At 66.6% G+C, this 26069-nt stretch carries 22 protein-coding genes and 3 pseudogenes; 5 read left to right on the top strand and 20 right to left on the bottom strand.

Going from position 1 to position 26069, the window contains the following annotated elements; all coding sequences use genetic code 11:
* Nucleotides 1-6 precede the first annotated feature (6 nt).
* From trpA to ACRXBZ_RS38470, 3 genes are all read right to left on the bottom strand, one after another.
* Nucleotides 7-810, bottom strand: coding sequence for a tryptophan synthase subunit alpha (gene trpA / locus ACRXBZ_RS38480; RefSeq protein ID WP_433883275.1), 804 nt, complete (start codon nt 808-810; stop codon nt 7-9).
* Complete coding sequence (gene trpB / locus ACRXBZ_RS38475) at nt 807-2021, bottom strand: tryptophan synthase subunit beta (protein ID WP_433883274.1); 1215 nt, start codon at nt 2019-2021, stop codon at nt 807-809. The genes trpA and trpB overlap by 4 nt, the downstream gene beginning before the upstream one ends.
* 128 nt (nt 2022-2149) lie before the next feature.
* Nucleotides 2150-2419 (bottom strand): helix-turn-helix domain-containing protein, encoded by a 270-nt coding sequence (locus ACRXBZ_RS38470; protein ID WP_433877665.1) that lies wholly within the window; start codon nt 2417-2419, stop codon nt 2150-2152.
* Nucleotides 2420-2506: 87 nt separating this feature from the next.
* Here ACRXBZ_RS38470 and map point away from each other — a divergent pair, with 87 nt between their 5' ends.
* A complete protein-coding gene (map, locus tag ACRXBZ_RS38465) occupies nt 2507-3319 on the top strand; it encodes a type I methionyl aminopeptidase (RefSeq protein WP_433883273.1) in 813 nt (270 codons plus the stop codon).
* Nucleotides 3320-3496: 177 nt separating this feature from the next.
* Here map and ACRXBZ_RS38460 read toward each other — a convergent pair whose 3' ends face one another.
* The 6 genes and pseudogenes from ACRXBZ_RS38460 to ACRXBZ_RS38435 form a co-directional block, all read right to left on the bottom strand.
* On the bottom strand, nt 3497-3811 hold the full coding sequence (locus tag ACRXBZ_RS38460) for a transposase (RefSeq protein ID WP_433884101.1): 315 nt from the start codon (nt 3809-3811) through the stop codon (nt 3497-3499).
* A 185-nt stretch (nt 3812-3996) separates the two neighbouring features.
* A pseudogene (locus ACRXBZ_RS38455) lies at nt 3997-4299 on the bottom strand (thymidylate synthase); the annotation flags it as partial.
* A 190-nt stretch (nt 4300-4489) separates the two neighbouring features.
* Nucleotides 4490-5377 (bottom strand): NAD-dependent epimerase/dehydratase family protein, encoded by an 888-nt coding sequence (locus ACRXBZ_RS38450; RefSeq protein ID WP_433883272.1) that lies wholly within the window; start codon nt 5375-5377, stop codon nt 4490-4492.
* A gap of 304 nt (nt 5378-5681) precedes the next feature.
* Nucleotides 5682-6821, bottom strand: coding sequence for a hypothetical protein (locus ACRXBZ_RS38445; protein ID WP_433883271.1), 1140 nt, complete (start codon nt 6819-6821; stop codon nt 5682-5684).
* 265 nt (nt 6822-7086) lie between these two features.
* Complete coding sequence (locus ACRXBZ_RS38440; RefSeq protein ID WP_433883270.1) at nt 7087-7386, bottom strand: hypothetical protein; 300 nt, start codon at nt 7384-7386, stop codon at nt 7087-7089.
* Between the two features lie 68 nt (nt 7387-7454).
* Nucleotides 7455-8123 (bottom strand): hypothetical protein, encoded by a 669-nt coding sequence (locus tag ACRXBZ_RS38435; RefSeq protein ID WP_433883269.1) that lies wholly within the window; start codon nt 8121-8123, stop codon nt 7455-7457.
* A 123-nt stretch (nt 8124-8246) separates the two neighbouring features.
* Between ACRXBZ_RS38435 and ACRXBZ_RS38430 the strand changes: the two genes are divergently transcribed.
* Together ACRXBZ_RS38430 and ACRXBZ_RS38425 are read left to right on the top strand one after the other, a co-directional pair.
* On the top strand, nt 8247-8630 hold the full coding sequence (locus ACRXBZ_RS38430) for a hypothetical protein (RefSeq protein WP_433883268.1): 384 nt from the start codon (nt 8247-8249) through the stop codon (nt 8628-8630).
* Nucleotides 8631-8772: 142 nt separating this feature from the next.
* Nucleotides 8773-9387 (top strand): transposase family protein, encoded by a 615-nt coding sequence (locus ACRXBZ_RS38425; RefSeq protein WP_433879185.1) that lies wholly within the window; start codon nt 8773-8775, stop codon nt 9385-9387.
* A gap of 155 nt (nt 9388-9542) precedes the next feature.
* Here ACRXBZ_RS38425 and ACRXBZ_RS38420 read toward each other — a convergent pair whose 3' ends face one another.
* The 3 genes from ACRXBZ_RS38420 to ACRXBZ_RS38410 are packed head-to-tail and all read right to left on the bottom strand — an operon-like array spanning nt 9543 to nt 13695.
* Complete coding sequence (locus ACRXBZ_RS38420) at nt 9543-10070, bottom strand: DUF6262 family protein (RefSeq protein WP_433879186.1); 528 nt, start codon at nt 10068-10070, stop codon at nt 9543-9545.
* Nucleotides 10067-12544 (bottom strand): site-specific integrase, encoded by a 2478-nt coding sequence (locus ACRXBZ_RS38415; protein ID WP_433879187.1) that lies wholly within the window; start codon nt 12542-12544, stop codon nt 10067-10069. Before ACRXBZ_RS38415 ends, ACRXBZ_RS38420 begins: the two co-directional genes overlap by 4 nt.
* Entirely contained in the window at nt 12541-13695 is a 1155-nt protein-coding gene (locus ACRXBZ_RS38410; RefSeq protein WP_433883267.1) for a tyrosine-type recombinase/integrase, read from the bottom strand. The genes ACRXBZ_RS38415 and ACRXBZ_RS38410 overlap by 4 nt, the downstream gene beginning before the upstream one ends.
* 133 nt (nt 13696-13828) lie before the next feature.
* On the opposite strand from ACRXBZ_RS38410, the gene ACRXBZ_RS38405 reads away from it, so the two are divergent.
* Nucleotides 13829-14905, top strand: a complete 1077-nt coding sequence (locus tag ACRXBZ_RS38405) for an ISL3 family transposase (protein WP_433883266.1) — start codon at nt 13829-13831, stop codon at nt 14903-14905.
* Nucleotides 14906-14975: 70 nt separating this feature from the next.
* Here ACRXBZ_RS38405 and ACRXBZ_RS38400 read toward each other — a convergent pair.
* From ACRXBZ_RS38400 to ACRXBZ_RS38390, 3 genes and pseudogenes are all read right to left on the bottom strand, one after another.
* Nucleotides 14976-15740, bottom strand: a pseudogene (locus ACRXBZ_RS38400) (SPFH domain-containing protein); the annotation flags it as partial.
* Nucleotides 15741-15886: 146 nt separating this feature from the next.
* A pseudogene (locus ACRXBZ_RS38395) lies at nt 15887-17122 on the bottom strand (cbb3-type cytochrome c oxidase subunit I); the annotation flags it as partial.
* Nucleotides 17123-17342: 220 nt separating this feature from the next.
* Nucleotides 17343-18077 carry an exodeoxyribonuclease III gene (locus ACRXBZ_RS38390; RefSeq protein ID WP_433883265.1) on the bottom strand — a complete coding sequence of 245 codons (735 nt, stop codon included), beginning with the start codon at nt 18075-18077 and terminating at the stop codon, nt 17343-17345.
* Between the two features lie 495 nt (nt 18078-18572).
* Here ACRXBZ_RS38390 and ACRXBZ_RS38385 point away from each other — a divergent pair, with 495 nt between their 5' ends.
* A complete protein-coding gene (locus ACRXBZ_RS38385) occupies nt 18573-18857 on the top strand; it encodes a DUF1540 domain-containing protein (protein ID WP_433883264.1) in 285 nt (94 codons plus the stop codon).
* A gap of 24 nt (nt 18858-18881) precedes the next feature.
* Here the strand turns inward: ACRXBZ_RS38385 and ACRXBZ_RS38380 are convergent, their stop codons facing one another.
* The 5 genes from ACRXBZ_RS38380 to ACRXBZ_RS38360 form a co-directional block, all read right to left on the bottom strand.
* Nucleotides 18882-19718: an alpha/beta hydrolase gene (locus tag ACRXBZ_RS38380; RefSeq protein ID WP_433883263.1), complete on the bottom strand. Its 837-nt coding sequence runs from the start codon at nt 19716-19718 to the stop codon at nt 18882-18884.
* A gap of 398 nt (nt 19719-20116) precedes the next feature.
* Nucleotides 20117-21733: a DHA2 family efflux MFS transporter permease subunit gene (locus ACRXBZ_RS38375; protein WP_433883262.1), complete on the bottom strand. Its 1617-nt coding sequence runs from the start codon at nt 21731-21733 to the stop codon at nt 20117-20119.
* A gap of 60 nt (nt 21734-21793) precedes the next feature.
* The gene (locus tag ACRXBZ_RS38370) at nt 21794-24031 is read right to left on the bottom strand and encodes a UvrD-helicase domain-containing protein (RefSeq protein ID WP_433883261.1); all 2238 of its coding nucleotides are present in this window, start codon (nt 24029-24031) and stop codon (nt 21794-21796) included.
* Nucleotides 24032-24207: 176 nt separating this feature from the next.
* Nucleotides 24208-25797, bottom strand: coding sequence for an HAL/PAL/TAL family ammonia-lyase (locus ACRXBZ_RS38365; protein ID WP_433883260.1), 1590 nt, complete (start codon nt 25795-25797; stop codon nt 24208-24210).
* Between the two features lie 51 nt (nt 25798-25848).
* Nucleotides 25849-26064: an MbtH family protein gene (locus tag ACRXBZ_RS38360; protein WP_433883259.1), complete on the bottom strand. Its 216-nt coding sequence runs from the start codon at nt 26062-26064 to the stop codon at nt 25849-25851.
* Nucleotides 26065-26069: the final 5 nt, after the last annotated feature.

Raw genomic sequence — 26069 nt, 5'->3', positions numbered from 1 at the left:
CTCAGCTCACCCGTCGGCCGTGTCCAGCGCCGCCCGCAGCGACGCAACACTGGCGCCGAGCTGTTCAGGACCGGCACCGTCGAGAACTTTAAGCATCAGCGCCGAGCCGACGACGACGCCGTCCGCATACCGCGCTGCCTTGGCGGCATGGTGCGGGGACGACACCCCGAAACCGGCAAGCACGGGCAGGTCGGTGCGGCGTCGAAGGGACGTGGCGAGCTCCCGTCCGGAACCCGCCAGTTCCAGTCGCTCGCCGGTGGTGCCCATCAGGCTCACGGCGTAGACGAACCCCCGGCTGCGCTCGACGATCACCTGCTGCCGTTGCGGAGGGGTGACCGGCGAGGCCAGCAGGACCAGGTCGATACCGTGTCTGCCGGCCACCTCGGACAGCGATCCGGCCTCGTCGACCGGCAGGTCCGGGACGATGAGCCCGCCAATCCCGGACTCGCACAGTGCCCGGCAGAACTCCTCCGCACCGTTGCGGAACACGAGATTCGCGTATGTCATCACGACCAGCGGCACGGATAGGCCAAGGCCGGCGACGTCGCGGAGGATCCGCTCGACGGTTGCCCCCCGCCGCAGCGCTTTCTCAGACGCGCGTTGCACGGTGGGCCCGTCAAGGGTCGGATCGGAGAAGGGCAGCCCGATCTCGATGAGATCGGCACCAGCTTGCTCGCTCGCATGGAGGTAGTCGGTCCAGTTTTCGGTGATACCTCCCGTGATGTACGGGGCGAGGATCTTGCCCCCGGCGTCGCGGACCTGTCGGGTCTGGGCTTCGAGAGCCTTGACCTCGTGGCGCAAGGACTTCATCGGGTCGACTCCATGAGGGTTGGCATGTCCTTGTCACCGCGGCCCGACAGGGTCAGCAGCACGGTCGCGCCTGGGGGAATCTCACCTTGCTCGACCGCGCGGAGCACCCAGGCGACGGCGTGCGCGGACTCGAGCGCGCAGAGAATCCCCTCGGATCCCCCGAGCTTGCGCAGAGCCTTGACGACCTCGTGATCGTCCACCGTCACATAGCGGGCGCGGCCGAGATCGGCGAGGTACGCGTGCTCGGGACCGATGCCCGGATAGTCCAGCCCCGCCGCGATCGAATGCGCCTCGCTGATCTGCCCGTGCGAATCCTGCAGCACCTTCGTCCTGAAGCCGTGCAGCACCCCGGTGGTACCGGCGTTGACCGCGGCACCACCTGCCGCCTCGACCCCGACCAACTGGGCGGGGGTGTCAAGGAAACCGGCGAACGTGCCGGCCGCGTTCGAGCCGCCGCCGATACATGCGACGACGAAGTCCGGCGTGCCCGTACGCAGCTCAGCCGCGCACTGCGTCCGCGCCTCGTCGCCGATCACCCGCTGGAACTCCCGAACCATCCAGGGATACGGATGTGGCCCCATCACCGAGCCGATGCAGTAGTAACTGTCATCCACCGAAGAAACCCAATGCCGCAGGGCCTCGCTGGTCGCGTCCTTCAATGTCCGGCTGCCCGTGCTAACCGGCACCACTTCGGCGCCGAGCATGCGCATGCGGAAAACGTTGAGTTCCTGACGCTCGATGTCCCGTTCCCCCATGAACACCGTGGCCGCAAAGCCCAGCCACGCGGCCGCGGTCGCAGTGGCCACCCCGTGCTGTCCCGCCCCGGTCTCGGCGATCAGCCGACGTTTCCCCATCCGCTGTGCGAGCAACGCCTGACCAAGCACGCTATTGATCTTGTGCGAGCCGGTGTGCAGGAGATCTTCCCGCTTGAGCAGCAATGTGATCCCTAGCTCGGCCGACAGTCGCCAGGCCGGCGTCACCGGGGTCGGCCGCCCCGCATAAACCGACAAAACGCGCTCGAGCCGGCTCCGAAACGACGAATCCCCCCATGCCGCGCGAAACTCGCGCTCGACCTCGTCGCAGGCCGGCACCAACGACTCCGGCACGAACCGACCCCCGTACTCGCCGAACCGGCCAAGCCCGCTCGGCGGCCGCGCATCCAGCGCGCCCCCATCCGGGTGCCCCGCCTCTCCAACTGTTCTAGAACTCATTGCTATGTTCTAGCACACCTCGCCGGATGAGTTCTAGAACCCATCGAAGAACACCCGTGAGTGTTTTTGGGTGCTATGGCACCCAAAAACGCTCACGGGTGATGCTCCGTGGACGGGTGGAGCAGCGGCTACAAGACGGCTTCCAGCGGTAGGTCGCTGCCGCGCCAGGTGGCTGCCAACTCCTGCACCGGCAGGTTGAGCGCCTCACCGAGGCAGATGATCGTGCCGAATCCGGGAGAAGGTAGTCGTCCGGTCTCGATCTTGCGCAGGGTTTCCGGCGAGATGCCAGCCGCGTGCGCGACTTCCGCTAGGTCGCGTCCCGCTCGCGCGTGGCGCAGCAGGGCGCCGAGACGCCTGCCTGCTTCGATCTGATCAGGTGTTAGCGGTTGGCGGACCATGCGCCCAGGATATGACTGGTATTACTATACCGGCAAGTGTTAGGGTGCCGGTATAGTAATACCAACACCCTGTGACGCGAGGTATCCGTGATTGAACTGAAGACGCCTGCGGAGATCCGACGCATGCAGGTGGCCGGGCGTTTCGTCGCCGAAATACTCTCCGAGGTCGGCCAGCTCGCTGACGTGGGCATCAATCTCCTGGACCTGGAGCACCACGTGCGCGGCATGATCAAACGGCGCGGGGCGGAGTCGTGCTACTGGGATTACGCGCCGTCCTTCGGACGCGGCCCGTTCCGCAACGTCATCTGCCTGTCGGTCAACGACGCCGTCCTGCACGGCCTGCCCCACGACTACACGCTGCGTGACGGCGACGTACTCAGCGCGGACCTCGCGGTCAGCGTCGACGGCTGGGTGGCCGATTCGGCGCGCACGGTCGTCGTCGGGACCGCCGCCGAGGAGGACTTGCGGATCATCCGCGCCACCGAGGAAGCGTTGGAGGCGGCGATCGAGATGGCGCGTCCGGGCAACCGCCTGGGCGACATTTCGGCGGTAGCCCACGACTACGGTTACCCGGTCAACACCGAGTTCGGCGGCCACGGCCTCGGCCGCACCATGCACGAGGGACCCCACGTTTCGAACAAGGGCCAGGCAGGGCGCGGCCTCACGCTCCGGCCGGGCCTGACCCTCGCGCTCGAACCCTGGTTCGCCCGCACAACCGACCAGATCGTCTATGACGCCGACGGCTGGACCATCCGGTCGGCCGACGGCTCACGCACGGCCCACTCCGAGCACACGGTCGCCATCACCGAGGACGCCCCCTTGGTGCTCACCCGGCGTGAACCGGAGGACGCCGTAACGAGGGGTGATTCCGCCAGTCGCCTATCCACAAAAGACGCCTAGGAGGCTGGTGTCGAACGGGGGTTTGTGGGGGCTGTTCTGTGTTTGTTGAGCGGGTCGGTGTGGTCGCGGGTTCTCATCGATCGGGCTTGGTGGTGTGGCGGGACTCGGGCGTGATCGTTGCCGGTATGCCCTGACAACGGGGGCTCGTGCGTGTCTGGCGGGCCCGCCGGGGCCGGGTCAGGCGGTGGTCGTGGTCCATCCGGTTGCCGTGCGGGCGATCCCGAGCATGCCGAGGCGTGCGAGGTTGACCGCGGCGGCCAGCAGTGAAAAGTCGGCAGCTGTTTTCAGCAGTCCTCGGACGCGGGCCCGGCGCCCGCCGTGGCGGTGACGCATGAGATGAGCGATTTTGCGTTCGACTTTGGGGCGGGTGGCGCGGTAGTCGGCGCGCCAGGCGGGGTCGGTTTGACGCGCCCGCCCGGCTTGCAGCGCGGCCTCGTGGGCACTGACGGTGATCGTGCGTCCGGTCTTCGCGGTGGTGCACTGCGCGGCCAGCGGGCAGGCGGCGCAGGCGGCGCCGAAGTTGGCCGCTCCGGCGTGACGCTCGCGGGCGCGGATAGGTGCGGTGTGCGCCAGGGCAGGTCACTGTCCGCGCATCGAGGTCGTGGTGAAGATGTCGTAGGGAAAGCCCAGCCACGTGTCCTGGCCGCGCATCGTGGTGTGAACATGACCAGCCGCCCGGACCGGATGTAGAAGCGATAGCTTAAGGTGCACGGCACATCGCGGTTGCCGGAGAAATCACGAGCGGGGTTGAACAGCTGGATCACCGCCTGCCGCGACTGGTCGTCGTCTTCCAACAGCCGCCGAACCGCGTCCAGTTGATCCCGGCCTTGCCAGTTCCGCAACCGTGGCCCGTAGGCGCCCTGCAGGCGGCCGTGGTCGGTGAAACGGCGCAGCCGCTTGTTGAAGTCGAAGATCCACGGCTCATCGGATCCGGACAGGATCCAGACCGCCTCGGCCGCCGCGAACGCGGCATTGATCACCCGTGCCGGTTCTGCGTCAACGAACCGGTACCGCGGCCGCGTCAAATGCAGGTGCGTGCCGAGGAGTTCAGTGGTGGCCAATCCACGGGGCGCCACCGCCGAACCGCGCGTACGAAGGCAGCGGCAGGCCGCGGTGAACAGTTCGGTGGCCGAGCCTGCTGACAATGTGTGCACTGATCAGGTCCTTTCGTCAGGAAGCGGCTTCGGCGTGACCGGCTTCGGAGTTGAGCCACTGCCAGTGCCGGGTCATGCCCTCGACCAGATTCACGCGCGGTTGCCACCCCAGCTCGTCACGAGCGCGGGTCGGGTCGGCCAAGGTGGCGGGCACATCACCGTCCCGGGCGGCGACGGGGCGGGTGGGGATGCGGGTGCCGGTGATGTCTTCGGCGATGCGCACAACATCGGCGACGCTGGCCGCCCGGCCCCCGCCGATGTTGAACACGCCCGCTACTGGGGCGGTGGCGGCCGTGAGCGTGGCCGCCACCGCATCGTCGACGAAGGTGAAGTCGCGTCGCTGATCGCCCGCCCCGAACAACCGCACGGGCGGGCTCCCCAGCGCCGCCGAGAGCACCCGGCCGATCAGCATGTCCGGACGCTGACGCGGCCCGTACACGGTGAAGTAGCGCAGCGCCGACACTCTTGTCGCCGAGTCGCTTCGCCGCGCGTACGCCAGGCACAGCGTTTCAGCGGCCAGCTTGCTCACCCCGTACGGCGACAACGGGGCCGCCGCAGCGGTCTCCGGTGACGCGGCACCACCGGTCCGGCCGTATACGCTCGATGAGGACGCCAGCACCACTCGCGGGACCTTCAACCGCACGGCCGCTTCCATCAGACGCTGGGTCGCCACAATGTTGCTTTCGGCGTACTCCACGAACCCCGGCCCCCACGAAGGCCGAACCCCAGGCACACCGGCCAAGTGAAACACCACGTCGGCGTCCAACACCAGCGATTCCACCGCGCAATGGGCCAGGTCAGCCGGGACGAACACAAAGTTCGGCGCCGCCCGGACAGCCTCCACGTTCACCGCAGCGGCGACATCACGGTCCGGATCTCGCCGGTCAACGCCGATCACCAGCACCCCCGCCTTGGGATGTGATCGTAGCGTGATGCCCTGACGGCCCGGGACGTGATCGCACTACTCGATCAGGCGGTCTTCGACGAGCGTGTCGTGGTCGTGCGGCGACGACGCGGGGCAGGAGCGAGCGAAGTCCTTGAGCACCAGAGCCTTTCGGCCCGGTCGTCGCAATCCCGAGTACCCGCACACCTTTCCCGAGAATATCCCGCCCTTGCACCACGTGACGGGAGCGATGGCTGATGGAGGTGGGCTGCGGCCCGTGGCCAGCTAACGAGGCGTTGGTCTGAAATGCCGAACCCCTTGTGCGTCAAACCAGGAGAAGATCCTCAGCGAGGTCAGTGCGGACGAGGAGATCCCGATCCAGTACTTGGGCCAAGACCGTTGGTGCTTGCCGGTCTGGGTGCTGCCGATACCACTGATCGAGCCACAGACGCAGTTCAGCGCGGCTGACCGAGTCTTCGGGGCCAAGAACGTCGATGATCTCGGTGTGGCAATCCTCGAGAGGCAGCCAGACCGTGCCGTTCCTGCAGCCGCATTCGTTTCGGCCTTCGGGAAGGCACTCCTGGCATTTCAGGGCCTGGGCACCGCCGAGGGCATCAAGAAGGAGTGCGTGAGCGCTTTCGAGTCCGGGGTCGCCGGAGCGGCCGAACCACTGAGAGCCACCGAGCGCGGGCATCAGCTGACGTACGAGAGCACCGTTGGCTCTCACCGGGATGGTGAGCCCGGGTGCGGTCGGCACCGCGTACATCACGTCTTCGTCCGGTAGGTCGACCAAGAACGGATCAACAGGTCGGCATATCTTGCACGGTTGCCAGCGTCGGCCGCCTTGCGGGCCGGTACGCGCCAGGATCCATGCGCGGGCCTCCCGCACCGACAGTTGCTGCCCTGGGTCGTAGGTATGCGTACTGGGGTCGTCTGTCCATCCCGGCGGAACGAAACGCCGGTTCGCGAGGAAAGCCTGAGGATGAGCGAACGCGCGAAGGGATGTTGCCGGTGGCAGCGGCCCGTCAGAATGAAACCCGTGTCGGCAACTGGCACGGTGAAGTTTCCGGGCAGCGGGGGCGAACGGATAGGCCCGTAGGCCGGCATCCCACCGGGCACGGGCTCGCTCGTAACGGGGCCACGCTTCGACGAATTCCTGCGCATGCTGGGCGCACCAAGGACAATCGTCACCGGTATGCCGTGCGGGATTGGACACGAGTTCAGTGGTTCTCACCAGCCCGCCATCACAAAGATCGGCCATCACTGACTCGAACTCCGAATGCGTGCACCAGCCGCGGGCAACGAACTCCTCGCTGATCTCGTCTCGTGTCTGACTTTCCTCGGTATACAGCCCGAGTCGCACGAGTACCGCCAGATGCAACGGACTGGTCACCGCCGGATGACGGAACTGCCGCCACTCCACAGGGGCCACCAGATGCTCTGGGTCACCGATGATGACGCTCAAAGCAGCTCCCCTCCGTATTCTCGACGCACAGCGGGAACGAGTGTGCCACACCGCAACACACTCGCCGGAGTGAATCGGCAGCGCTGCGTCAGCGTGGCGCAGCGACGGCCGAAAAGGCCGTGGTGGGACCGTAGGATTTAACCTGTCGTGGCCCTGCGCCAGCCGTTGGCAATACGGCTCGTCATGTACTCGCCAGGGCAATCGTCATGGCGCACCGAGTCCGGATGTGTGCTTACACGGCCCCCGGACACCGCCAAGGCGTAGGTCACTGCGCTGTGCGCTCGGGATCGGTTGTATTCCAGCGTTTCCGGAATTCGTCGTCGGACAGGACTAGCACGGCGCAGCCGGTGCTGTTGTCGTAGGGAATGGAAACCACCCAGTAGCCCTGTTGGAGACCGCATTTCCCTTCGTAGCCTTGCACGATCAGCGTGTCGCCGTCGTAGCCCACCACGGGTGCGAGGGTCGCGACTTGATCATCGTTGGCGCCGGTCCACTGCACGGCCTGTGGCAGGTAGCCAGGCTTGGGATGCACGGGGAACGGCGTGGCGTAGGGGGTATCGGCCATGGATGCCCTCTCGAATCGGTCAGGGAAGATTGCTTGCGTCGGCCATGTGATCAAGTGAGTGACGCGGGTTAGTGCAGGGCACGTCCGGTGTAGGTAGCGAGCGAGCCGACGATGTAGTCGACGAGCACAACGGGGTGGACGTTTTCGTTCATCAACGGCACCGGGAGATCGCCGAACTCCGGGCCGAAGAGCACGAGGTAGGTCTCGGGGTCCTCGGGCAGACTGAAGCCCACTCCCAGATCGGGCAGGTCTTCGGCGAGGGGGTCGCGCAGGATCGTCGCCCCCCGATGTTGCAGTTCGGCCATGACACCCTGGACCTGCTCCTCATAGCTGCCGACCGTGGTGCCGTTGTCGGAAATCTGCCGGGCCTCGGCGGCGGCGCCTTGCAACGGTTCGGCGATGTTCCCCAGAGCTCTCATGGCCGCATGCAAGTTCGTGATCACCGAAGCGGTATCGCCGTTGAGGTCGCCGCGTTCCGTCGCGTGCTGGTACCACGCGACCAGCTGTTCCAACGCATCGTGGGTGGCGGTGAGCGTGGTGTGCAGCCCGTGCAGCGTGTCTTGCCCGTTGGTCGCGGTGCGCAGGGTATAGGGGTGGTCCAGGGACTCGGCCAGCATTTCCTGCGCATAACCGATGATCCGCGCCGCGTCGCTCACATCCGGCCGCCGGAGCGGCGTTCCGTCGACGAGGTGATCGAGGGTATCGCGCTGATCAGGGGTGAAAGGACCGTCGCTCATCTAGCCTCCCGGAGTTCATGTGCCGCTCGTAGGCGACATTGAACCCCATTGCAACGCCGAGTGATCGGCTGGGCATACTGAGTAGCGATCCTGTGGTTGAACACGGCGGCGCCGGAGGTAGGAATGTCCGTGGCGGACTGGGACATCACCGTCCACGCAAGGCCCGGAGCGCGTTTTGCGACTCCGGACGAATGCCGCCAGCACAAAGACGAGTACCTCCCCACAGGGGGACTCGTGGAATGGGTGCTCACGGATGCGTTGGTGGCGGCTGCGGATGAACACGGCGTCCTTACCGACTTCGATGTCCGCCACTTTTACGCCACACATGTCCAATACGCGCTCGCCGTCGACGACGACCCCGAGGACGAACCGCCGGCGTTGACCTATGACCGGTTCACGGCGATGGCTCTGCAGGACGGGCTCAAGACCCTGCTGCTCGACCGCGGCCTGCTCGCACACCGCGGCAAGGGCGATTCCTACGACTATCGCCTGGCCTTGCCCGAGTGAGCTTCCAGAAGCGCACCGACCACGTTGTCATTTGCCACGAGGAAGGGCTCTGTCGCAATTTGCGTGATCAACTATTGCCTGGGTGATCGGCGCTGGCCTGGTTTTGCGATCATGGTTCGTGTGTGATGATCACGGTGTTGGCGTGCTGCTTCCGCATCTGGCCGGGGTGGTGGTTGAGCGGGTGGAGCAGGAAGACGCGGGGGTGCGGATCTGGGCATCGGCCAGGGCCTCCTCGGCGGCGTGCCCGGCCTGCGGCAACTGTTCGGCGCGGGTGCATAGTCGGTACGACCGCACAGTGGCGGACGTGGCGGTGGCAGGTCGGCCGGTGGTGTTGTGGCTGCGGGTGCGGCGGTTTTTCTGCACTCACCAGGACTGTTCGGTGCGGACGTTCGCCGAGCAGGTAGAGGGCCTGACCATGCGCCATGCCCGGCGGAGCCTGCCGCTGCGCGGGATGCTGGAGTCGATCGGGCTGGCGCTGGCCGGCCGTGCGGGAGCCCGACTGGCCAATCGTCTGGGGCTGCGGGCGGGACGGGACACGCTGTTGCGGCTGGTGCGAGCCGTGCCCGACCCGCCGGTGGAAGCGGTAACCGTGCTCGGGGTGGATGACTTCGCGATCAGACGTGGGCAGAACTACGCCACTATCTTGCTGGACATGGCCACCCATCGACCCGTCGATGTTTCTCCGGGGGTTCAGAGTCTGAGGCGAGGCTCCGCGACGGAGTCTCAGCAGCTCAGCGGCTATGTCTGGGAAGAGTAGTGATCGCAACAGGTGTCGTGCAAGCGGGCAGCCTGATCGTCAGTCGACTGGGTGAGGATCAAGCGTGAGACGACGTGAGCAGGCTCGGCGCTGAGCATGAAAACGGTTGTGGGCATGAGGACCGTGGTCTTCATGCCCACAACCGTGTGGATGGGTCAGGCTCGTCGGTTCAGGTTGGCGATGAGTTCCCGGTTGGCCGCGCGGGCTGCGGCGAGTTCATCGTCGCGGCGCTCGAGTTGATCGGTGAGGTCGACGACTTGCTGCTCGAGGGTGGTGACGCGGTGCTGGAGTTGGTCGATGTCGGCGGGTGCGCCGAGTCCGGACTCGTGCCAGGCTTGCTCGCCGAGGACCGCGGTGAGTCTCTTCTCCAGTTGCCGGATGTGGGAGGCCTGCCGGGTCAGGCGGCCTTGGGCGTTGGCGAGGTCGGCTTGGAGTGAGGCCCGGCTGACCAGGGGGCCGTGGCCCTCGGCGGCTGGTGGGTTGGCTTGGGCGGTGTGGATCTGGGCCAGTAGGTCGTGGTGACGGTAGAGGAACGTGCGGTCAACGCTCGCGGCGCGGGCGATGGCCGACACGCTGATCTCCCCATCATGGGCGGTGGCCTCGTTGAGGGCCTTGATTACCCGTTGGCGGCGGCGGGCCGAGTCCGCTCGCCGGCCCTCGATCATCTGGTTGCTGGTGCTCATGCGCTCCGGTCCGGTCGGATGTCGGGAAGGGGTTGGCGGACGCGGGGCATGCCCAAACCGACGACCCGGCTGCGGGTGCGGCGGACGAGGGCGATGGCGTCCTCGATCTGGGAGCGTTCCTCGTCGCTGAGGTCGGCGAGGTCGGCGTTCATGCGGTTGATCAGGCGCCGGATCCGGGTGATCTCCTCGTCGGAGGGCATGGCCTCGGATTTGGCCCAGTCGTCGGCGTCGAGTGCGGCGAGCAGCCGTTCGCGGTTGCGCAGCAGGTCATCGTGATATGCCTGCAGATCCGGCAGGAATGACACGTCGCTGGAGAAGTGGCCGCACCCGATGCAGCGGAATCTGACGGGGCAGTCGTGGCCGCCCGCGGCGACGTTGCTGGGCTCGGAGCATCCTCCATAAGGGACGGCGACCTCGCCGACCGCGCGGCGGGCGTGCTCGGAGTCCAGCATGGCCTTGGCCTGCCGCCAAACACGATTGCCATGCCGGTCGAACTGCATCGTGGTGACGCGCTCCACCGCCTCCCGGCGACGCTCTTCCCCGACCCGGTAATACCGTTGCGCCGTCAGGATTTGACGATGATCCATCAACTCGCGCAGGACGTCGACCGGAACCCCGGCGTCGGCGTGCCGTTGCGCGTAGGTATGCCGGAAGGCATAGGGGAAGATCCTTCTCTTGTCGAATGGCAGCATCTTCGTCGTCGTTCTGCTATCGACCGTGACAGCTATCGGGACCAGGATGTCGGGTAGCGCGTCGACCCACTTCCGGTGTCGGCTGGTGACACCGTTATCGGTGATCGAGCGCCGCCCGTGTGGGTTCCGGGCTGGGGCGGGCAGGAGCTTGAGGAGGTCGGTGGGCTCGGCGGGGAACCGCAGCCGGACACACTGCTGTTGCGCGGCGATCGCCGCGGCGGTCGCCTCGGGGATCGGAAGCCGGCGACCATGCCGGTGGGTTTTGATGTTGTCGTAGACGAGCATGGGCTTGCCGTCGGCGTCGCGTTCCAGGCAGTCGAGGGCGAGTTGGCAGATCTCATCCGGCCGGCGCCCGGTGTCGATCAGCAATTCGACGGCGACGCGGATCTCTGTGCAGCTGGTGTCTTCCAGGAGTTGGAGGTGGGCGCAGAGGTGCCGCATGACCTCGGGCGGGAGGTCTCTGCCGGCTTCGGCGTCCTCGGGCTCGTCTGGGATGTCGTCTGGGCCCAGGGTGAATTCGTCGGGCATCCCGGACATGGGCTCGCCTTGCCGGGTCAGCCCCATCGCCCGCATCCGAGACAGCAGGAGCCGGACGTCGCGGCAGAACACGATCCTGCGGTAGGCGCTGATCGTGCCCTGCTGCGTGAGGTAGGCGAGCCGGTTGCAGAAGGCGGTGATGTCGGCGCGGAGCAGGAGCGCGGGCAGGCTGCCGTGATCCTCGCGCTGCAGCCGCAGGCTCGTGGATAGCTGCGCTATCGAGTTGATCCGGGACTGCAGGATCCCTCTGATCGAGGTGCCCCGGTGTCGTGGGAGATCGTCGAACGCCCATTTCTTGGTGGCCTCCCGCAGCCAGGGCTGGCTGATCTCTGTGAACCGCAGCGTTCCGCGCATCCCGAACACGGACAGCTCCCAGACGTCCTTGTGGCGTTCGGATTCTGGGGTGAGCCTTCGCCGAACAGCATGGTGGACGATGCTTTTGTGAAGCCCGCGATGGCTGTTCGGCATAGCTTCGGGATCGAGGTCGCCCAGCGACGCCACCTGCTGCGAACGGGCCAGGTCGCATAGCGGCCGCAGCCGCGTGAGGTTGTTCTTGATGCCCTGCTTGGTGCGTTCCTGCAGCCCATGGATCACCTCGGCGACAACGCGCGGCGGCAGCCCGCGAAGGCTCACCGTGTTGTTCTCCGCGACGGCGGACGTCGTCCGCCGCCAGTGGCCTTCCTCCGGCGCGTTCCCTCGCTGTTGCGCCACTTTCCACCGATACTTGTGGGCAGAACAGTAGGGGGCCGCGCCGCCGCGATCACGGGTGCAGGCCTCCACCAGGCACTGGCCGTAGGCGGGCAGGGCCACCACGTCGGGGTGCGCCAGGAACTCGGCCAGCGGCAGTCGCAGAGAGCCGTGTTGGGCGTAGTGGGTGCCGCAAAGTAGGAGCCGCGCGCTCTTCCACGGACGTGGACATGAGGGAACGGAGCAGCGGCCCGCGCCTATCGAGCGCCAGTGCCGTCTCGCGGTGACGAGGAACTCCTCCCACGGCGTCTCTTCGGCTGCCTGCCAGCGGTTGTGGCAGGCAGCGCACAGGTGCTTGGACGACCTGCCGATCTTCTCGCAGCCCTCGACCAGGCACTCCTTCCACCCCAGCAGGGGATGCTCCTGCGGAAAGGACAGGATCCTCACCGCGGGATCCCAGCCCAGCAACGTCACGAATTCCGGCTCGATCGCCTCCCACAGACCCGCGGTGATCTCCTCGTCGCCCTTGGCCTCCAGCGCAGCCGCCGCCGCTGTCACCGGGAGATCCCCTCGACCAGCGCGCGGGGCGTGGGCACCCGGTCAACGGCGGCCCGCAGGCGGGAGGGATCCGGGTGCAGATATGGCTGCGAGGATGAGGGGCTGGCATGCCGCATCAGGTTTTGAATCTCATCGAGCGCGGCGCCGGAGTCGGCGAGATTGCTGCCGAACGCGTGCCGGCACATATGCGGCGAGACCGCCCTGGCCAGCTCAGCGCGCACGCTCAGGGCCCCGAACAGCTCGTTGATCGCGTCCGGTGGGACCGGGCCACCCAGCGGCTCCCGGAAGAGGTTGACGAGCAGGAAGTCGCTGTCAGCTGCCGCCGGGCACTGCTCCCGCTCGGCGACGTACTGGTCGATGGCGCGCACGACTAGGAAGTCCGCCGGCGCCGAATGAGTGCGCCGCGACTTCGCCCACGCCCCGTTGATGTTGTCCCGGCGGACCACATGCAGATGCGCTCCCCGGACCTCGCACCCCACGGATCGGTTGTCCGGCAACAGATGCAGGTCGCTGCGACGCAGGCCTGCCACTTCGCTGCGACGCAGCCCGACGCGGGCCAGCAACAGCACGATCAGCCGGTCGCGAGCCGATCGGCACGCCAAGAGCAAGGCGACGATCTCCTCGTCGCTGGCACGGTCCACCGCGGTGTCCGGTTCGCTCAGCCGGTGCCGGGCACGCAACCGGTGGGACAGCCCGCCGTCCTCGCCCTGCGCCTCCAGAGGCAGATCACGGGCGTCAGCCAGCTCGTAGATCTGCCCGAGGACGCACTGCGGAACCTCCTTGTTGGCCACCGCGAACGACAAGAAGCCCCGTACGGCCACCAGCACCCGGTTGATCCGCCCCTCGCTGCGCGCTGGCATGGCGCCAGGGCCCAGCACGACTCGGTCATCGCCGGCCGGGGTGTACTTCAGCCACGTCATGAACAGGCCCATATCGGCCGCGGCCGTCCGCCAGTCCCGGCCAGTCTTTGCGCACCAACGGGCGAACAACGCCACGCCACCCGCGTACGCCTTCGTCGTGGACTCGGCCCGATCCCGGCCAAACCGCAACTCCCGCAGGAACCGGTCGGCGACTGGCATCACCTCCAACTCCTCGTCAAGCACCGTCCAATACCGGCCACCCGAGGGCATCTGCACTGGAAACACACGCACTGGCTACCCCTGCTCGTTCTTGATCGGCAACAAGGAGCCACAGAGCTACACCCCGAGAGAACCGTCGCAGGACGCGCCACGCGGGCGATCAACGCAACGTCACACCACAGACTGAAGAACCCGAGAGAACGATGTGCTGGAGGGTCGGGAGGCCGACACCCTCGCCGAGTGGCTCAAGAAGCATCCCGAGGTCCAGGTGATTACACGCGATAGGTCCGGAGCCTATGCCGAGGGCGCTTCCCGCGGTGCGCCTCAGGCGGTGCAATGCGCGGACCGGTGGCATCTGTGGAAGAACCTGGGCGAGGCAGTGGAGAAGACCGTGCTCGGGCACCGCGGCTGCCTAACCGAGCCCGCCGTCGACGATGTACGCGGCGAAGGCGACACCGTTGCCGACGGCGCGGCCGAGGTGTCGCCGAGCCCAACACCGGTCGCAGAGCCAGCCGTCTCTGGCGAGGCCACCGAATCCGGCCTGGCGGCGCGGACCCGCCAGCGGTACGCAGCCGTGCAATCCTTACGTGCCCAGGGCAAGGGCATCCGTGCGGTGGCACGCGAGCTCGACCTCGACCGCAAGACCGCGCGCCGATACTTCCAGGCCGGCAGCGTCGAAGAACTCGTCTCCAAGACCGCCTCCCGTTCATCCTTATTGGACGAATACAAGCCCTACCTGCACCAGCGGTTTAACGACGGCTGCGCCAACGTCTCCCAGTTGGTCCGCGAGATCCGCGAGCAGGGCTACGGTGGCAGCGCTCAGACCGTCTATCGCTACCTGCGTCCCTTCCGCTCCACCGGCAAAGCCCCCGAGTCTGCGCCGAGGCCGCCGAAGATCCGGGAGGTCGTCGGCTGGATCATGCGCGACCCCGACAACCTCCCGGACGACGACGGGCAACGACTCAAGGCCGTCCTGGCCCGCTGCCCCGAGTTGGAGGCCACCCGCCGCCACGTCGGCGCGTTCGCCAGCATGATCCGCGACCTGCGCGGCGATCTGCTGCCCGACTGGATGGACCGCGTCCGCACTGACAACCTGCCCGCTCTACGCTCGTTCGTCAACGGCCTCCGCCAAGATCTGGCCGCGGTCACCGCCGGGCTCACCCTCACCTGGAGCAACGGCCCAACGGAAGGGGCCGTGAACAGGGCGAAATACCTGAAAAGGCAGTCCTTCGGGCGGGCCAAACTGGACCTACTACGCAAGCGCATCCTGCTCACGACATGATCCCCAAGATCCGGCCACCAAAAAGTTGATCACGCAAATTGCGACAGAGCCCTAGTTCGTGGCAGCTGACAGCGAAAACCTTCTCGACAGCCTTTGCTTGGCCCTGCGCCTGCAGGTAGCGGCTGGCCCGCTCGCCCTGCGCTCGCAGGATGCTGGACTGCCGGTCGGCCTCCGCGCTCAGGATGGCCGCCTGCTTCTGGCCTTCCGCAGCTAGGATCGCGGCTTGCTTTTGGCCTTCGGCGGTCTTGATCGACGATTCCCGGGTGCCTTCGGCGTTGAGGATCATCGCGCGCTTCTCCCGGTCGGCGCGCATCTGCTTCTCCATCGAGTCCTGGATGGACGGGGGTGGGTCGATGGCCTTGAGCTCCACCCGGGCGACCCGGATGCCCCAGCGTCCCGTCTCCTGGTCCAGCACGCCGCGCAGCTGGGTGTTGATGGCGTCGCGGGAGGTCAGGGTTTCTTCCAGGCTCATGCCGCCGACGACGTTGCGCAGTGTGGTGGTGGTCAGCTGTTCGACGCCGGTGATGTAGTTGGAGATCTCGTACACCGCCGAGCGCGAATCGGTGACCTGGAAGTACACCACGGTGTCGATGGACACCGTCAGGTTGTCCTGGGTGATTACCGGCTGCGGCGGGAACGAGACCACCTGCTCGCGCAGGTCGACGCGGGCGCGCACCCGGTCCAGGAACGGAACCAGGAAGGTCAGGCCCGGCTCGGCCACGTTGCGGAACCGGCCGAGCCGCTCGATCACCGAAGCCGTCGCCTGCGGCACCACCAGCACGGTCTTCACCGCGATCACGAGGACCAGGAGCACGATGAGCGCGAGGACGATCAGTGCGGCATCGCCGGCACCCCCGAAAACGCCCTCGACTGCGCCTGCCAGCTCCACCTCTCCGCACCCGACATCTGACCGGGCGACACACACAACACCGGACCTGAAGTCAACCCCCGAAGGAATTCTGAACTCGACCACTTAGCTAGGTAGTAGACCCCGGCGAACACCGCGAACACGATCGTGCCGAACAGCACGTAGTGGAAGTGCGCCACCACGAAGTAGGTGTCGGTGATGTGCCAATCCAGCGGTGGCGCCGCCAGCAAGACGCCGGTCAACCCGCCGAGCAGGAACGTCACCAGGAATCCGACCGAGAACAGCATCGGCGACTCGAAGGTCAATTGCCCTCGCCACATGGTGCCGATCCAGTTGAAGAACTTGATCCCGGTGGGCACCGCGATCAGGAACGTCGCGAACGAGAAGAACGGCAGCAGCACCGCGCCGGTGGCGAACATGTGGTGCGCCCACACCACCGCCGATAGGACCATGATCAGCAGCGTCGCCATCACCAGGCCGGTGTAGCCGAACAGCGGCTTGCGGCTGAACACCGGGAAGATCTCGGTGACGATCCCGAAGAACGGCAGCGCCACGATGTAGACCTCGGGATGCCCGAAGAACCAGAACAAGTGCTGGTAGAGGATCGCGCCGCCGGTCGCCGGGTCGAAGACGTGGGCGCCGAGGTGGCGGTCGGCCAGCAGCCCGAACAGCGCCGCGGTCAGGATCGGGAACGCCATCAGCACCAGGATGCTGGTGGCGAAGATGTTCCAGCAGAAGATCGGCATCCGCCACATCGTCATGCCGGGGCAGCGCAGGCACACCAGCGTGGTGATCATGTTGACCGCGCCCAGGATAGTGCCCAGACCGGACACGATCAGGCCCGCGACCCACAGGTCGCCTCCGGGACCTGGGCTGTAGATCGACCGCGACAGGGGTGGATACGCAGTCCAGCCGAAGTCCGCAGCGCCACCGGGCATCAGCAAGCCACCGCTTACCACCAGTCCGCCGAACAGGAACAACCAGTACGAGAAGGCATTGAGCCGGGGGAACGCCACGTCCGGTGCCCCGATCTGCAGCGGCAGGACGACGTTGGCGAAGCCGAACACGATCGGCGTCGCGAACAGCGACAGCATGATCGTGCCGTGCATCGTGAACAGCTGGTTGTACTGCTCCTGGGACAAGAACTGCAGCCCCGGCGAGGCCAACTCACCCCGGATCAGCAGCGCCATCGCTCCACCCGCGATGAAGAACGCGAACGCGGTGACGATGTAGAGCATGCCAATCTGCTTGGGATCCGTGGTGCGCATCCACGTCAGCAGATGCGAGCCCTTCGCGGACCTCCTGGTGATCGAGGGCTCTGTGGGGACTGGCGCTGGGCGGATGCTGATCGTGGCGCTGCTCCTGTTCCGGACTTGCCGAGCATGTCCCGTCTAGCATTAGACGGGCGCTGAGACCGTGCAACTTCCCACAACGGACCCTCCATCGAGTGCGTAGGGCTACTGCCGTGACTGTGATGCGGCGTTCATGTCACAGGCGACATCTGCTCACCCAGGCAATCCGTTTTGTGAAAGCGTCACAACGAGTGGCGCGTGGTCGCTGGGTTTGCCTTCACCAGAGGTGGGTTTCCGTTCGTCGCGGTCGACGTCGACCGCGAGGCATCGCGTGGCTACGGGCGAGGTGGCCAGGGCGAGGTCGATGCGCAGCCCCCAGCCGCGGTGGAAGGCGCCTTGCCGGTAGTCCCAGTACGTGAAGGGCCCGGGCCCGGGGGTAATGCAGCCGGGCCAAGTCGACCATGCCCCAGTCGAGCAGACTTCGGATCTGGCGGCGCTCAGGTTCGCTGCACGAGTTGCGGCCACGCCAGCTCTCCGGGTCGTGAACGTCGCGGTCCTCGGGGGCAACGTTGAAGTCGCCCACCACCAGCAACGCGTCACTCGGCCGATGAGCAGCCCGCAGCCAGGCCGAGAATGCTTCCAGCCACCGCAGCTTCAGCGCGTACTCACCGGTGCCAACAGCTTGGCCATTGACCACGTACGCGGTGACCACGCGCAGCCCGTCAGCCATGGCCGACACAGTTCGTGCCTGCTCGGGGACGGGATCGCCGGTAAAGCCACACGTCACTTCGGTCAGGGGCTGACGGGCCAGCAGCGCGACCCCGTTGCGCGCCCGCTGGGCGTGCACGGCCGGCCAATAGCCACAAGCAGCCAGCTCGTCGGTAGGGAATGCCTCTCTACCGACCTTGAGTTCCTGCAGACACAGCAGGTCAGGGCTGTGCCGCGCGAGCAGAGCCACTATCCGGGGCAGGCGAGTAGGCACGGAATTGACGTTCCAGGAGATGACCTTCATCCGCCCAGCCTTCCGAACAAGAGGACTTCTTCCATACGGTAGTGCGCGCTGGGCACCGGCACCGCCCAGAGCGCTGAACGACTCACGCGTTGCGCTGGTGTCCGTGAGCGTTCCGAAGACCAATTCACTGCCCCGCCTGTCGGTGGCCAGTTCTGATCCCCCGCTCGCGGCCAGTCAGTGGGGAGCCATCTGGCCGCGAGTGTGACGGTGAGTGACCGTGGGGCTGGTGCCGGCCAACTGGCTGTACGTCGGATTCTTCGGTGGCCGTCACTCGGCCTTGGTGAGGGCGCCGTCAGCCACACCTTGTACCGGCAGGTCCGGCCATTATGCGGGCATCCCCGGGTTTCGCTTCGCCACCAATACCCCGCCCAGTCGCGATCCACACGGGCAAGGAATGCCTACACCATCAGGCGACCCATGTGGGTTTCGCGTGGAGGAGACACGGGCTCAACGGGAAGGTAGGGCCTGAGAGCTCCCGAAACGGAGGCGGACACCATGGAAATGCCAGTTGTGAACAAGTGCACGGCTACGAACTGCGCTTACAACCGAGAGGAGACATGCCACGCACTCGCGATCACCGTCGGGGATCCGGCCCACGCGCAGTGCGACACCTTTACCACCATCGCGGCCCGCGGCGGCGATCCCGAGGCTGTCGGCCACGTCGGAGCCTGCAAGAGGTCCGACTGCCGGCACAACGTCGACCTCGAATGCCAAGCGCCCGGAATCAGTGTGGGCGTCCAAGAAAACAGTGTCGACTGTTTGACCTACGAACCCGCGTAGCTCTAGGCGGCCATTCCGACCGGTTCAGCGCGACCCCACGTCGGCGAGCACGGCCGCGCCCAGCGGGCTGGTCGGGTCCCCCAAGCCGAACACGACGTCGAAGTGATTCGTACCGGCCACCACGACACTCTCCACCTGGTGGCCCATCTTTCGTGCAGCGGCGCAGAAGACCTTGTGCTGGCGCACGTACTCATCAGTCTCGTGCTCGGCGCGTACTACCACCAGGCGACGGGCCCGGCAGGGCAACTCGTGCAGCGGACTGAGGGCTCGGGCCCGCTGTTCGTCGAGGCCGAGAACGTTGTTGACGTAGCTCTTCCGGAGGGGATCGAGGTCGTAGGTACCGCTGATCAGGCATGCCGATGCGAGCGGTGGACGATCCCCCGGCGACTGCTCGTCCAGGCAGCATGCCATCGCGAGCAGGTGCGCTCCGGCGGAACTCCCGCTGGCATGCACAGCATCCGGTCGGGTCCCCAGAGCGCCGGCGTTGTCGCGGATCCAGCACAGAGCGCGGTGCGCCGAGCTGACAAGCTCCTCCAAGGAACGTCGCGGGGCGAGCCCGTAGTTCAGCGCGACGAAGCCGTTGCCACGAGCGAGAAAGTCGAGCGCGGCGAAGGATGATTCGTCCTTGCTTAGCTCTTGCCAGTGACCACCGTGGATAAAGACGTGCAACGGCGCATCGGGTTCCTGCAGCGGAAAGTGGTCCAGCACCTCGTCGGGATGCTTGCCGTAGGCCAGCGTCCTGAACGCCGGGCACGCGGAGCGGGCTCTGGCGCTGCGCTCGGCGTATGCGCTGAGGACGTCCTCGAAACCGGGCGCAAGCAGACTGGGCGAGAACTCTCGGTCGAGCACAACATCGCTCATTGCGAAACCCTCTTCTCGGAATTAGCTGCAAGCGATTCACAGAAGCACAGAGCCAGAAAAGACGTTGAACCCGCGTTCATCGGGAACCCGGCGAGTCGGCGGGCGAACGCGCCATCAACCAGCACAAAGCCTGGACACCACGCAATGCCAGCAAATCAGCCCGCGCGCCATCGCCGCATCGTTGGCCCATCCGCTGCAATCAGGTTGCCCGCAGAGCAGTAACCGCTCGAGCCGCCGGTCCGACGAGAGCCCCAGCTGGACCGCCAGTCGCGTCGGCGTCTGGCGGTCCAGCGCCACGTCGAGGAAGTGCCCAGGAACGTGGCCCGACCTACCGCTACCTCAGATTCCGCGGTCGATGCGAGTGGTGCGGGTGGAGCCGACCGCACCAACATCGTCTGTCAGTTTCGACCAGACTGTCTCTCTTCTCCGGCGACCGGCTCGGGAACGTGTTCGGGCTGTCCACTTGAGATCAAGGCCGTTGCGATGAGTCCGATGACCAGGAGCCCGGCGGCCAGGTAGCCGACTACGCTGACGCTGTCGGCCATCGCGGCACGAGCGGTGTGGGCAAGTGCCGCAGTTGCCGGGTCTGCGTTCAGCGACGCGATCGCCGATCCCGCACTGGAGGTCACGGTGTCGGTGACCCGGTCGGCCGTCTCGCCTTGGACACCGATGGCGTCCAAGCGGTGGTGCATCGCGAAGCCGAGAGCGCTGAAGAAGGCGGTCGTCAGAACGGCGATGCCAAGGGCCGAACCGACCTGGCCGGCCGTGCCGTTGATCGCGGCGCCGCGCCCGGCGCTGGGTGCGGGCACCTCGGCGAGAATGACGTTCGCGATCTGGGCGGTGGCGAACCCGGTGCCGACGCCGAACACGAACAGTGCCACCGAGATCGACCACCACGACGTGTCCGGTGCAGCCACGAAGCCGAGACCAACCAGACCCGCGATCTCCAGCACCAACCCGGTGCGGACCAGGCGCAGCGGGAGGACCTTGGCCGCGATTCCCAGGCTGACCACGCTGGCGACGAAGGTGCCTGCGGCAAGCGGGACAAGCGCGAGGCCCGCCTGGAGCGGGCTGTAGCCGAGCGCGAACTGCATCCACAGCGGCAGCACCGCGACGATCCCGAACTCACCGAGTCCGATGATCAGGACGGTGATGATCCCGTTGCGGAACGAGTTGATCGAGAACAGCCGCACGTCCATCAACGGTTCGTCGCCGCGGCGGATGAGTGCGCTCTGCCTGCGCACGAACGTCGCGAGGGCGACAGCCGCGACTACCAAAGCGACCAGCACCGGCGACGGTCCGCCAGACCACTGGATGCCGAGGATGTTCAACGGTTCCTCGACCGTGATCCAGCCGTAGTTGCGCCCTTCGATCAGCGCGAAGGCGAGCAGGCCGAACCCGAGGACCGACAACGCAGCATCGGTGAAGTCCACGCGCCCAGCCGACCTGGGCGACGACGAGAGGAAGGCTCGTACCCCGACGATGATGAGGAAGCCGATCACGATGTTGATGGCGAACGCCCACCGCCACGAGAACTCGGCGAGCGCGCCGCCGAGCAGCGGGCCAACCGCAGCTGCGACACCGATCGTCGATCCCCACACTGCGAACGCCCGGCCTCGGTCAGCGCCGGTGAACGTGGTGTTGACCAGCGCCAACGAGGTCGGCAGCATCATCGCCGCCGCGGCTCCCTGAAGGATGCGCGCCAGTATGAGAATCCCGCCAGCCGGCGCGAGCGCCGCCAGCACACTCGTCGCGGTGAACGCCGCCGTTCCGGTCAAGAACACCGCGCGTGCGCCGTAGAGGTCGGCGAGGCGCCCGGTCAGCAGCAGCAAGGCTGCTAGCACGATGGGGTAGGACTCCTGCACCCATTGCACTTGGACGGAGTCGATCTTCAGGTCGGAGATCAGGGGCGGGACGATGACGTTGACGATCGTGGTATCGACCACGATCAGGGCAACGCCCAGACAGAGCGCGATGAGTCCGAGCCAGCGGCGGGACGCAGCAGATGCTGCCATGTGTTCCTCCTTCTCTGGAAGAGTGCGGTTTCTCGATTTCCGGTGTGGCGAGTCCTGGCCCTAGTGCGCGGAGCGCGCAGGTGGTCGCCCGGGCGCGGCGGTGTCGTCCCACAGTTCCTCGGCGCCGCGCAGGATGGCCGGAAGGTCGGTGTCGCACACCAAGCCGAGCCGCTGGGTGGATCGGGTGAGCGCGACGTAGAGGTCCGCCGGGCCGTGCTCGCCCACGAGGATCCGTCCGGGGTCGACCACGACGACGACGTCGAATTCAAGTCCTTTGGCCTGCCTCGGAGTCAGTCCGCTGATCGTGTCGGGCAGGGTCAGCGTGGCCAGCACGTCCGCCGTCGCGATGACAGCGATCGAGCGTCCGGATTCGGCTTCCAAGGCAACGGCTTCGCGCACTGCATCGGCGATGGCGTCGGATGCCACCGTCTGGTACCAGGGCTTGTCCCCGTGCCGGGCCGAGGTGGAGGGCGTCAGATCCGGGTACGTATCCCGCAGCACCAGAGTCGCCACATCCATGATCTCGGCGGGTGTGCGGTAGTTGACCGACAGGCGCCGGTAGAGCCACCGGTCCCCCGCATACGGCGCCAGCGACGACGCCCAGTCCCGGCCCGCGCCCGCGGAACTGCGCTGCGCCAGGTCACCGACGAGCGTCGCAGAACGGCTGGGACAGCGGCGCATCAGCACCCGCCAGCACATCGGGGACAGTTCCTGGGCCTCATCGACGACGAAGTGGCCGTAGGTCCAGGTCCGGTCCGCCCCTGCCTTCTCTGCCAGCGTCCGGTGGTCGCGCTCGTCCTGGCGCTCGGCCAGGTCCGATGCGTTGATGACGTCGGCGACGCGCACCGACTCGTCGTCGTCGGGATCGTGGGAATCGAGGATCTCCAGGACACCCGCGGCGTATTCGCGGTCCGCCCGAGCCTGTTCTCGGGCGCGGCGCTGCTCCTCGACGGTGTCCTCGCCGAGGAGTTCGGCGGCCTCGTCCAGCAGCGGCGCATCCGATACGGTCCAAGCGCGACCGTCCCGCCGGTGCAGCACGGCCAGGTCTTCCGTCCCACCCGCGGCAGCACGCAGCCGATCGGTCGAGGTGAGCAGGTCGGCGAGCAGCCGCTGCGGGGTCAGCACCGGCCACAACCGCTCGACGGCGCGGTGGAAGTCCGGGTGCTCCCGCAGTTCGGCCCGCACGTCCTCGGCGATGTCGGCGCTGAGATCGCTCGAATCACCCGGCTCCAGCCAACCCTCGCCGATCCGGGCCACTGCCTGGTCCACCAACAGCGCGCCAAGGTGCTTGCGGAACAACCGCCGCGCCGGGTTGTGGGTGATTCCCGCAGCCCGGGCCCGCTCCCGGGCCGTGCCGGCGAGCACGGCGTCGACCTCCAGGGTTACGTCGTTGAGCGCGATCTCGAACGGCTCATCGGGCAGCTCCTGCCGATCGGCCACCGCACGACGCAGAGCGTCCACGATGGACAGATCACCCTTGATCCGCGCCTGCTCCGGACCGTCCTCGGCAGTGGCCACAACACCCGGATACAGCTCGCCCGGCGTGCAGAACACGACATCGGTCTCCCCCAGCGAGGGCAATACGGAGCCGATGTAGTTCAGGAACCCCGCATTCGGCCCGATCACCAGCACACCGCGCCGGGACAGCCGTTCCCGGTGCTGGTAGAGCAGGTACGCCACCCGATGCAGCGCGACCACCGTCTTACCGGTGCCCGGGCCGCCCTCGATGACCAGGATGCCCGCGTGCTCCAGCCGGATGACCTCGTCCTGCTCGGCCTGAATGGTGGACACGATGTCGTGCATCGAACCGTCACGAGGCGCCTGAAGGGCAGCCATCAAAGCACTGTCGGCGTCCGGCACAGCTTCACCGGTGAGGACGTCGTCGTGGAAACCGACCAGTTCCCGGCCCTGGGTTCGGAAGTGCCGCCTTCGCGCCACCCCGTCCGGCGCGGCAGCAGTCGCGCAGTAGAACGGACGCGCCGCCGGGGCCCGCCAGTCGGTCAACAGCGGCTCGCTCTCCTCATCGGCGAACAGCCCGATTCGCCCGATGTAGCAGCGCGTTCCATCGACGCGATCCATCCGACCGAAGCACAAACCCCGTTCGGCCTCCCGCAACTGGGACACGCGCCGCGACCAGGTCGCCGCCGCGATATCGCGTTCCCAGAGCCCATCGCCCGCCGCGGTCCCGCTCAGGAGGCACCGCTCGGCCTCGCCCCGCTCCGCATCCAGGGTCGAGTACAGGAACGCGATGTGGCGACGCTCCGCTTCCAGTTCTTCCCGATTGCCAGCACTGGACATGATTCTCCGTGTGTGCTAATATGTGTTTAGGTTGAGGATAGTGATGTTGGTGTAGTGTGCCCACCGTATCGCACGATCTTGAGTTTCGGATCGCCATGCCGTGCTCGCACTCTTCACCCGTCCCAGCAAGGAGAATCCGCCCACCGCCGCCGGCTGGACGGCGATGGGCGGATCGGTCACTTGCCGAAGCCGACCTCCTGGTCGAAGAACTCCACGCCTTCGTTACCCGCAGCGAAAGTCCGCACGGCATCGATCATGCGCTGGACGAGGAACTCGTCATCGTAGACAGCAACCGCCTTGCCCAGGAGCTGATGCCACTTCCGGCCCGCCTCGCTGAGCCGCTCCACGCCGACACAGCTGCCCGCCTGGTACAGGCAGGCACCGAACACCGCAAGAATGCTGGCGACGTTGTCCACCAGTCGCAACGCCTTGCGGCTGGAGTTCAGGCTCATGCTGACGACGTCCTGGTTACCCGCGTTCGACGCGAGCGACTTGACCGACGCGGGCGCGACCAGGTCCAGATTCTCCGACGCGATGCTCGTCGCCAGGTACTGGGTGCCGCTCAGCCCGGAGGACAGACCGCTGTCGTTCCAGGCGAGAAAGTCGGGCAGGTCGCCGTTGAGGTGCGGGTCGACGAGCCGGTTGATCTGTCGTTCCGCCAGCACGCCGATCTCGCCAAGCGCGATGCCGAGGTAGTCACTGGCCATTGCGAGGTACTGCCCGTGGAAGTTGCCGCCGTGGAAGGTCTCCTCGACGTTGTCGAAGATCAGCGGGTTGTCGTTGCTGGAGTTCAGCTCCTGCTCGACGACACTCCTGCAGAACGCAAACGTGTCCAGCACCGGCCCGAGGATCTGCGGGATGCAGCGCAACGAGTATGCGGACTGGATGTAGACGCCGACGTCCTGCACTGCCGACATGCCCGCGGAACGCTCTGTGATGTCCTGCATCAGGTCCACGTGCTCGCGGGTGAGACCACTGCCATCGATCAGTCCGGCAAGGGCCTCTGCGACCGCGATCTGCCCGGGATGCCCCTTCAGCTCGTGCCCGCGCCGGTCGAACGCGCGGCTGCTGCCCCGCAAGCACTGGACGAACACCGAGGACAGGAACACGGCCTGCTGGAGCAGCTTCTCGGCCCGGTAGAGAGCCAGCGCCGCGGTACCCGCGGATGCCGACGTACCGTTGATGAGGGAGAGGCCTTCCTTGAACCCCAGCGTGAGCGGGGTGAGCCCCTCCTCCGCGAGCACGCTTGCGGTGTCCCGCTCGGCTCCCTTGTGGACCACTCTCCCCTCGCCGATCAGCGACAGGGCCATGTGGCACAAGGGCGAGATATCCCCGCTCGCACCAAGCGAGCCTTGCTGCGGAATCACCGGGAGGATGTCGCGGTTGAGGAACTCCACGAGCAGCCGCACCGCATCCACGCTTGCACCCGAGTAGCCTCGGACCAGGCAGTTCACCCGTGCGAGCAGCACCGCTCGCGTCGACGCGTCGTCCAGCCGCTCACCGGCGCCCGATGCGTGGTTGCGCAGCAGGTACACCTGCAGGTCCGTCTTCTTCTCCGGTGGCACCACGACATGGGCGAGTTCCCCGAAGCCCGTGTTGACACCGTAGATCGGGTGTCCTTCAAGTCCCCACTGCTGCACTCGCTCGTGAGTGGCCCGCACGTGCTCGAGGCGGTCGCCGTCGACGGCAACCGCCCTCCGACCGACGGCCACGTCGTGCAGATCATCGAGGGTAAGTTGCGAACCGTTCACCGTTAAGGCGGACATGCTTTCCTTCCTGTTTCCTGAACTTCTCACCTGCAGTCCGGGCATCGAGTGCTAAGCGGACGAAACCCGGTCCGCGTCCACGAGGGTCTGTGGACGCATGTCCGTCCAGTTCTCCTCGATGTAGTCCAGGCACGCCTGCCGGCTTCCCTCCGTGCGCGCGATCCGCCACCCGTCCGGAACGGGCACGAAGACCGGCCACAGGGAGTACTGGTTCTCGCTGTTGAGGAGGACGACGTACCTGCCGTCCGGGTCGTCGAAAGGATTCATGAACG

Origin of the sequence: Saccharopolyspora hattusasensis (genome assembly GCF_050972075.1) — a bacterium.
GTDB classification, from domain to species: domain Bacteria; phylum Actinomycetota; class Actinomycetes; order Mycobacteriales; family Pseudonocardiaceae; genus Saccharopolyspora; species Saccharopolyspora hattusasensis.
This window is presented reverse-complemented; position numbering and strand designations above follow the sequence as displayed.

What these genes read in the sequence shown, in the direction of transcription:
- ACRXBZ_RS38385 (WP_433883264.1), top strand. Translation starts at nt 18,573, where the DNA reads ATGGAAATGCCAGTTGTGAACAAGTGCACGGCTACGAACTGCGCTTAC.
- ACRXBZ_RS38470 (WP_433877665.1), bottom strand. Translation starts at nt 2,419, where the DNA reads ATGGTCCGCCAACCGCTAACACCTGATCAGATCGAAGCAGGCAGGCGT.
- ACRXBZ_RS38375 (WP_433883262.1), bottom strand. Translation starts at nt 21,733, where the DNA reads ATGGCAGCATCTGCTGCGTCCCGCCGCTGGCTCGGACTCATCGCGCTC.
- ACRXBZ_RS38440 (WP_433883270.1), bottom strand. Translation starts at nt 7,386, where the DNA reads ATGGCCGATACCCCCTACGCCACGCCGTTCCCCGTGCATCCCAAGCCT.
- ACRXBZ_RS38380 (WP_433883263.1), bottom strand. Translation starts at nt 19,718, where the DNA reads ATGAGCGATGTTGTGCTCGACCGAGAGTTCTCGCCCAGTCTGCTTGCG.
- ACRXBZ_RS38430 (WP_433883268.1), top strand. Translation starts at nt 8,247, where the DNA reads ATGTCCGTGGCGGACTGGGACATCACCGTCCACGCAAGGCCCGGAGCG.
- ACRXBZ_RS38360 (WP_433883259.1), bottom strand. Translation starts at nt 26,064, where the DNA reads ATGAATCCTTTCGACGACCCGGACGGCAGGTACGTCGTCCTCCTCAAC.
- ACRXBZ_RS38420 (WP_433879186.1), bottom strand. Translation starts at nt 10,070, where the DNA reads ATGAGCACCAGCAACCAGATGATCGAGGGCCGGCGAGCGGACTCGGCC.
- ACRXBZ_RS38370 (WP_433883261.1), bottom strand. Translation starts at nt 24,031, where the DNA reads ATGTCCAGTGCTGGCAATCGGGAAGAACTGGAAGCGGAGCGTCGCCAC.
- trpB (WP_433883274.1), bottom strand. Translation starts at nt 2,021, where the DNA reads ATGAGTTCTAGAACAGTTGGAGAGGCGGGGCACCCGGATGGGGGCGCG.
- trpA (WP_433883275.1), bottom strand. Translation starts at nt 810, where the DNA reads ATGAAGTCCTTGCGCCACGAGGTCAAGGCTCTCGAAGCCCAGACCCGA.
- ACRXBZ_RS38365 (WP_433883260.1), bottom strand. Translation starts at nt 25,797, where the DNA reads ATGTCCGCCTTAACGGTGAACGGTTCGCAACTTACCCTCGATGATCTG.
- ACRXBZ_RS38435 (WP_433883269.1), bottom strand. Translation starts at nt 8,123, where the DNA reads ATGAGCGACGGTCCTTTCACCCCTGATCAGCGCGATACCCTCGATCAC.
- ACRXBZ_RS38390 (WP_433883265.1), bottom strand. Translation starts at nt 18,077, where the DNA reads ATGAAGGTCATCTCCTGGAACGTCAATTCCGTGCCTACTCGCCTGCCC.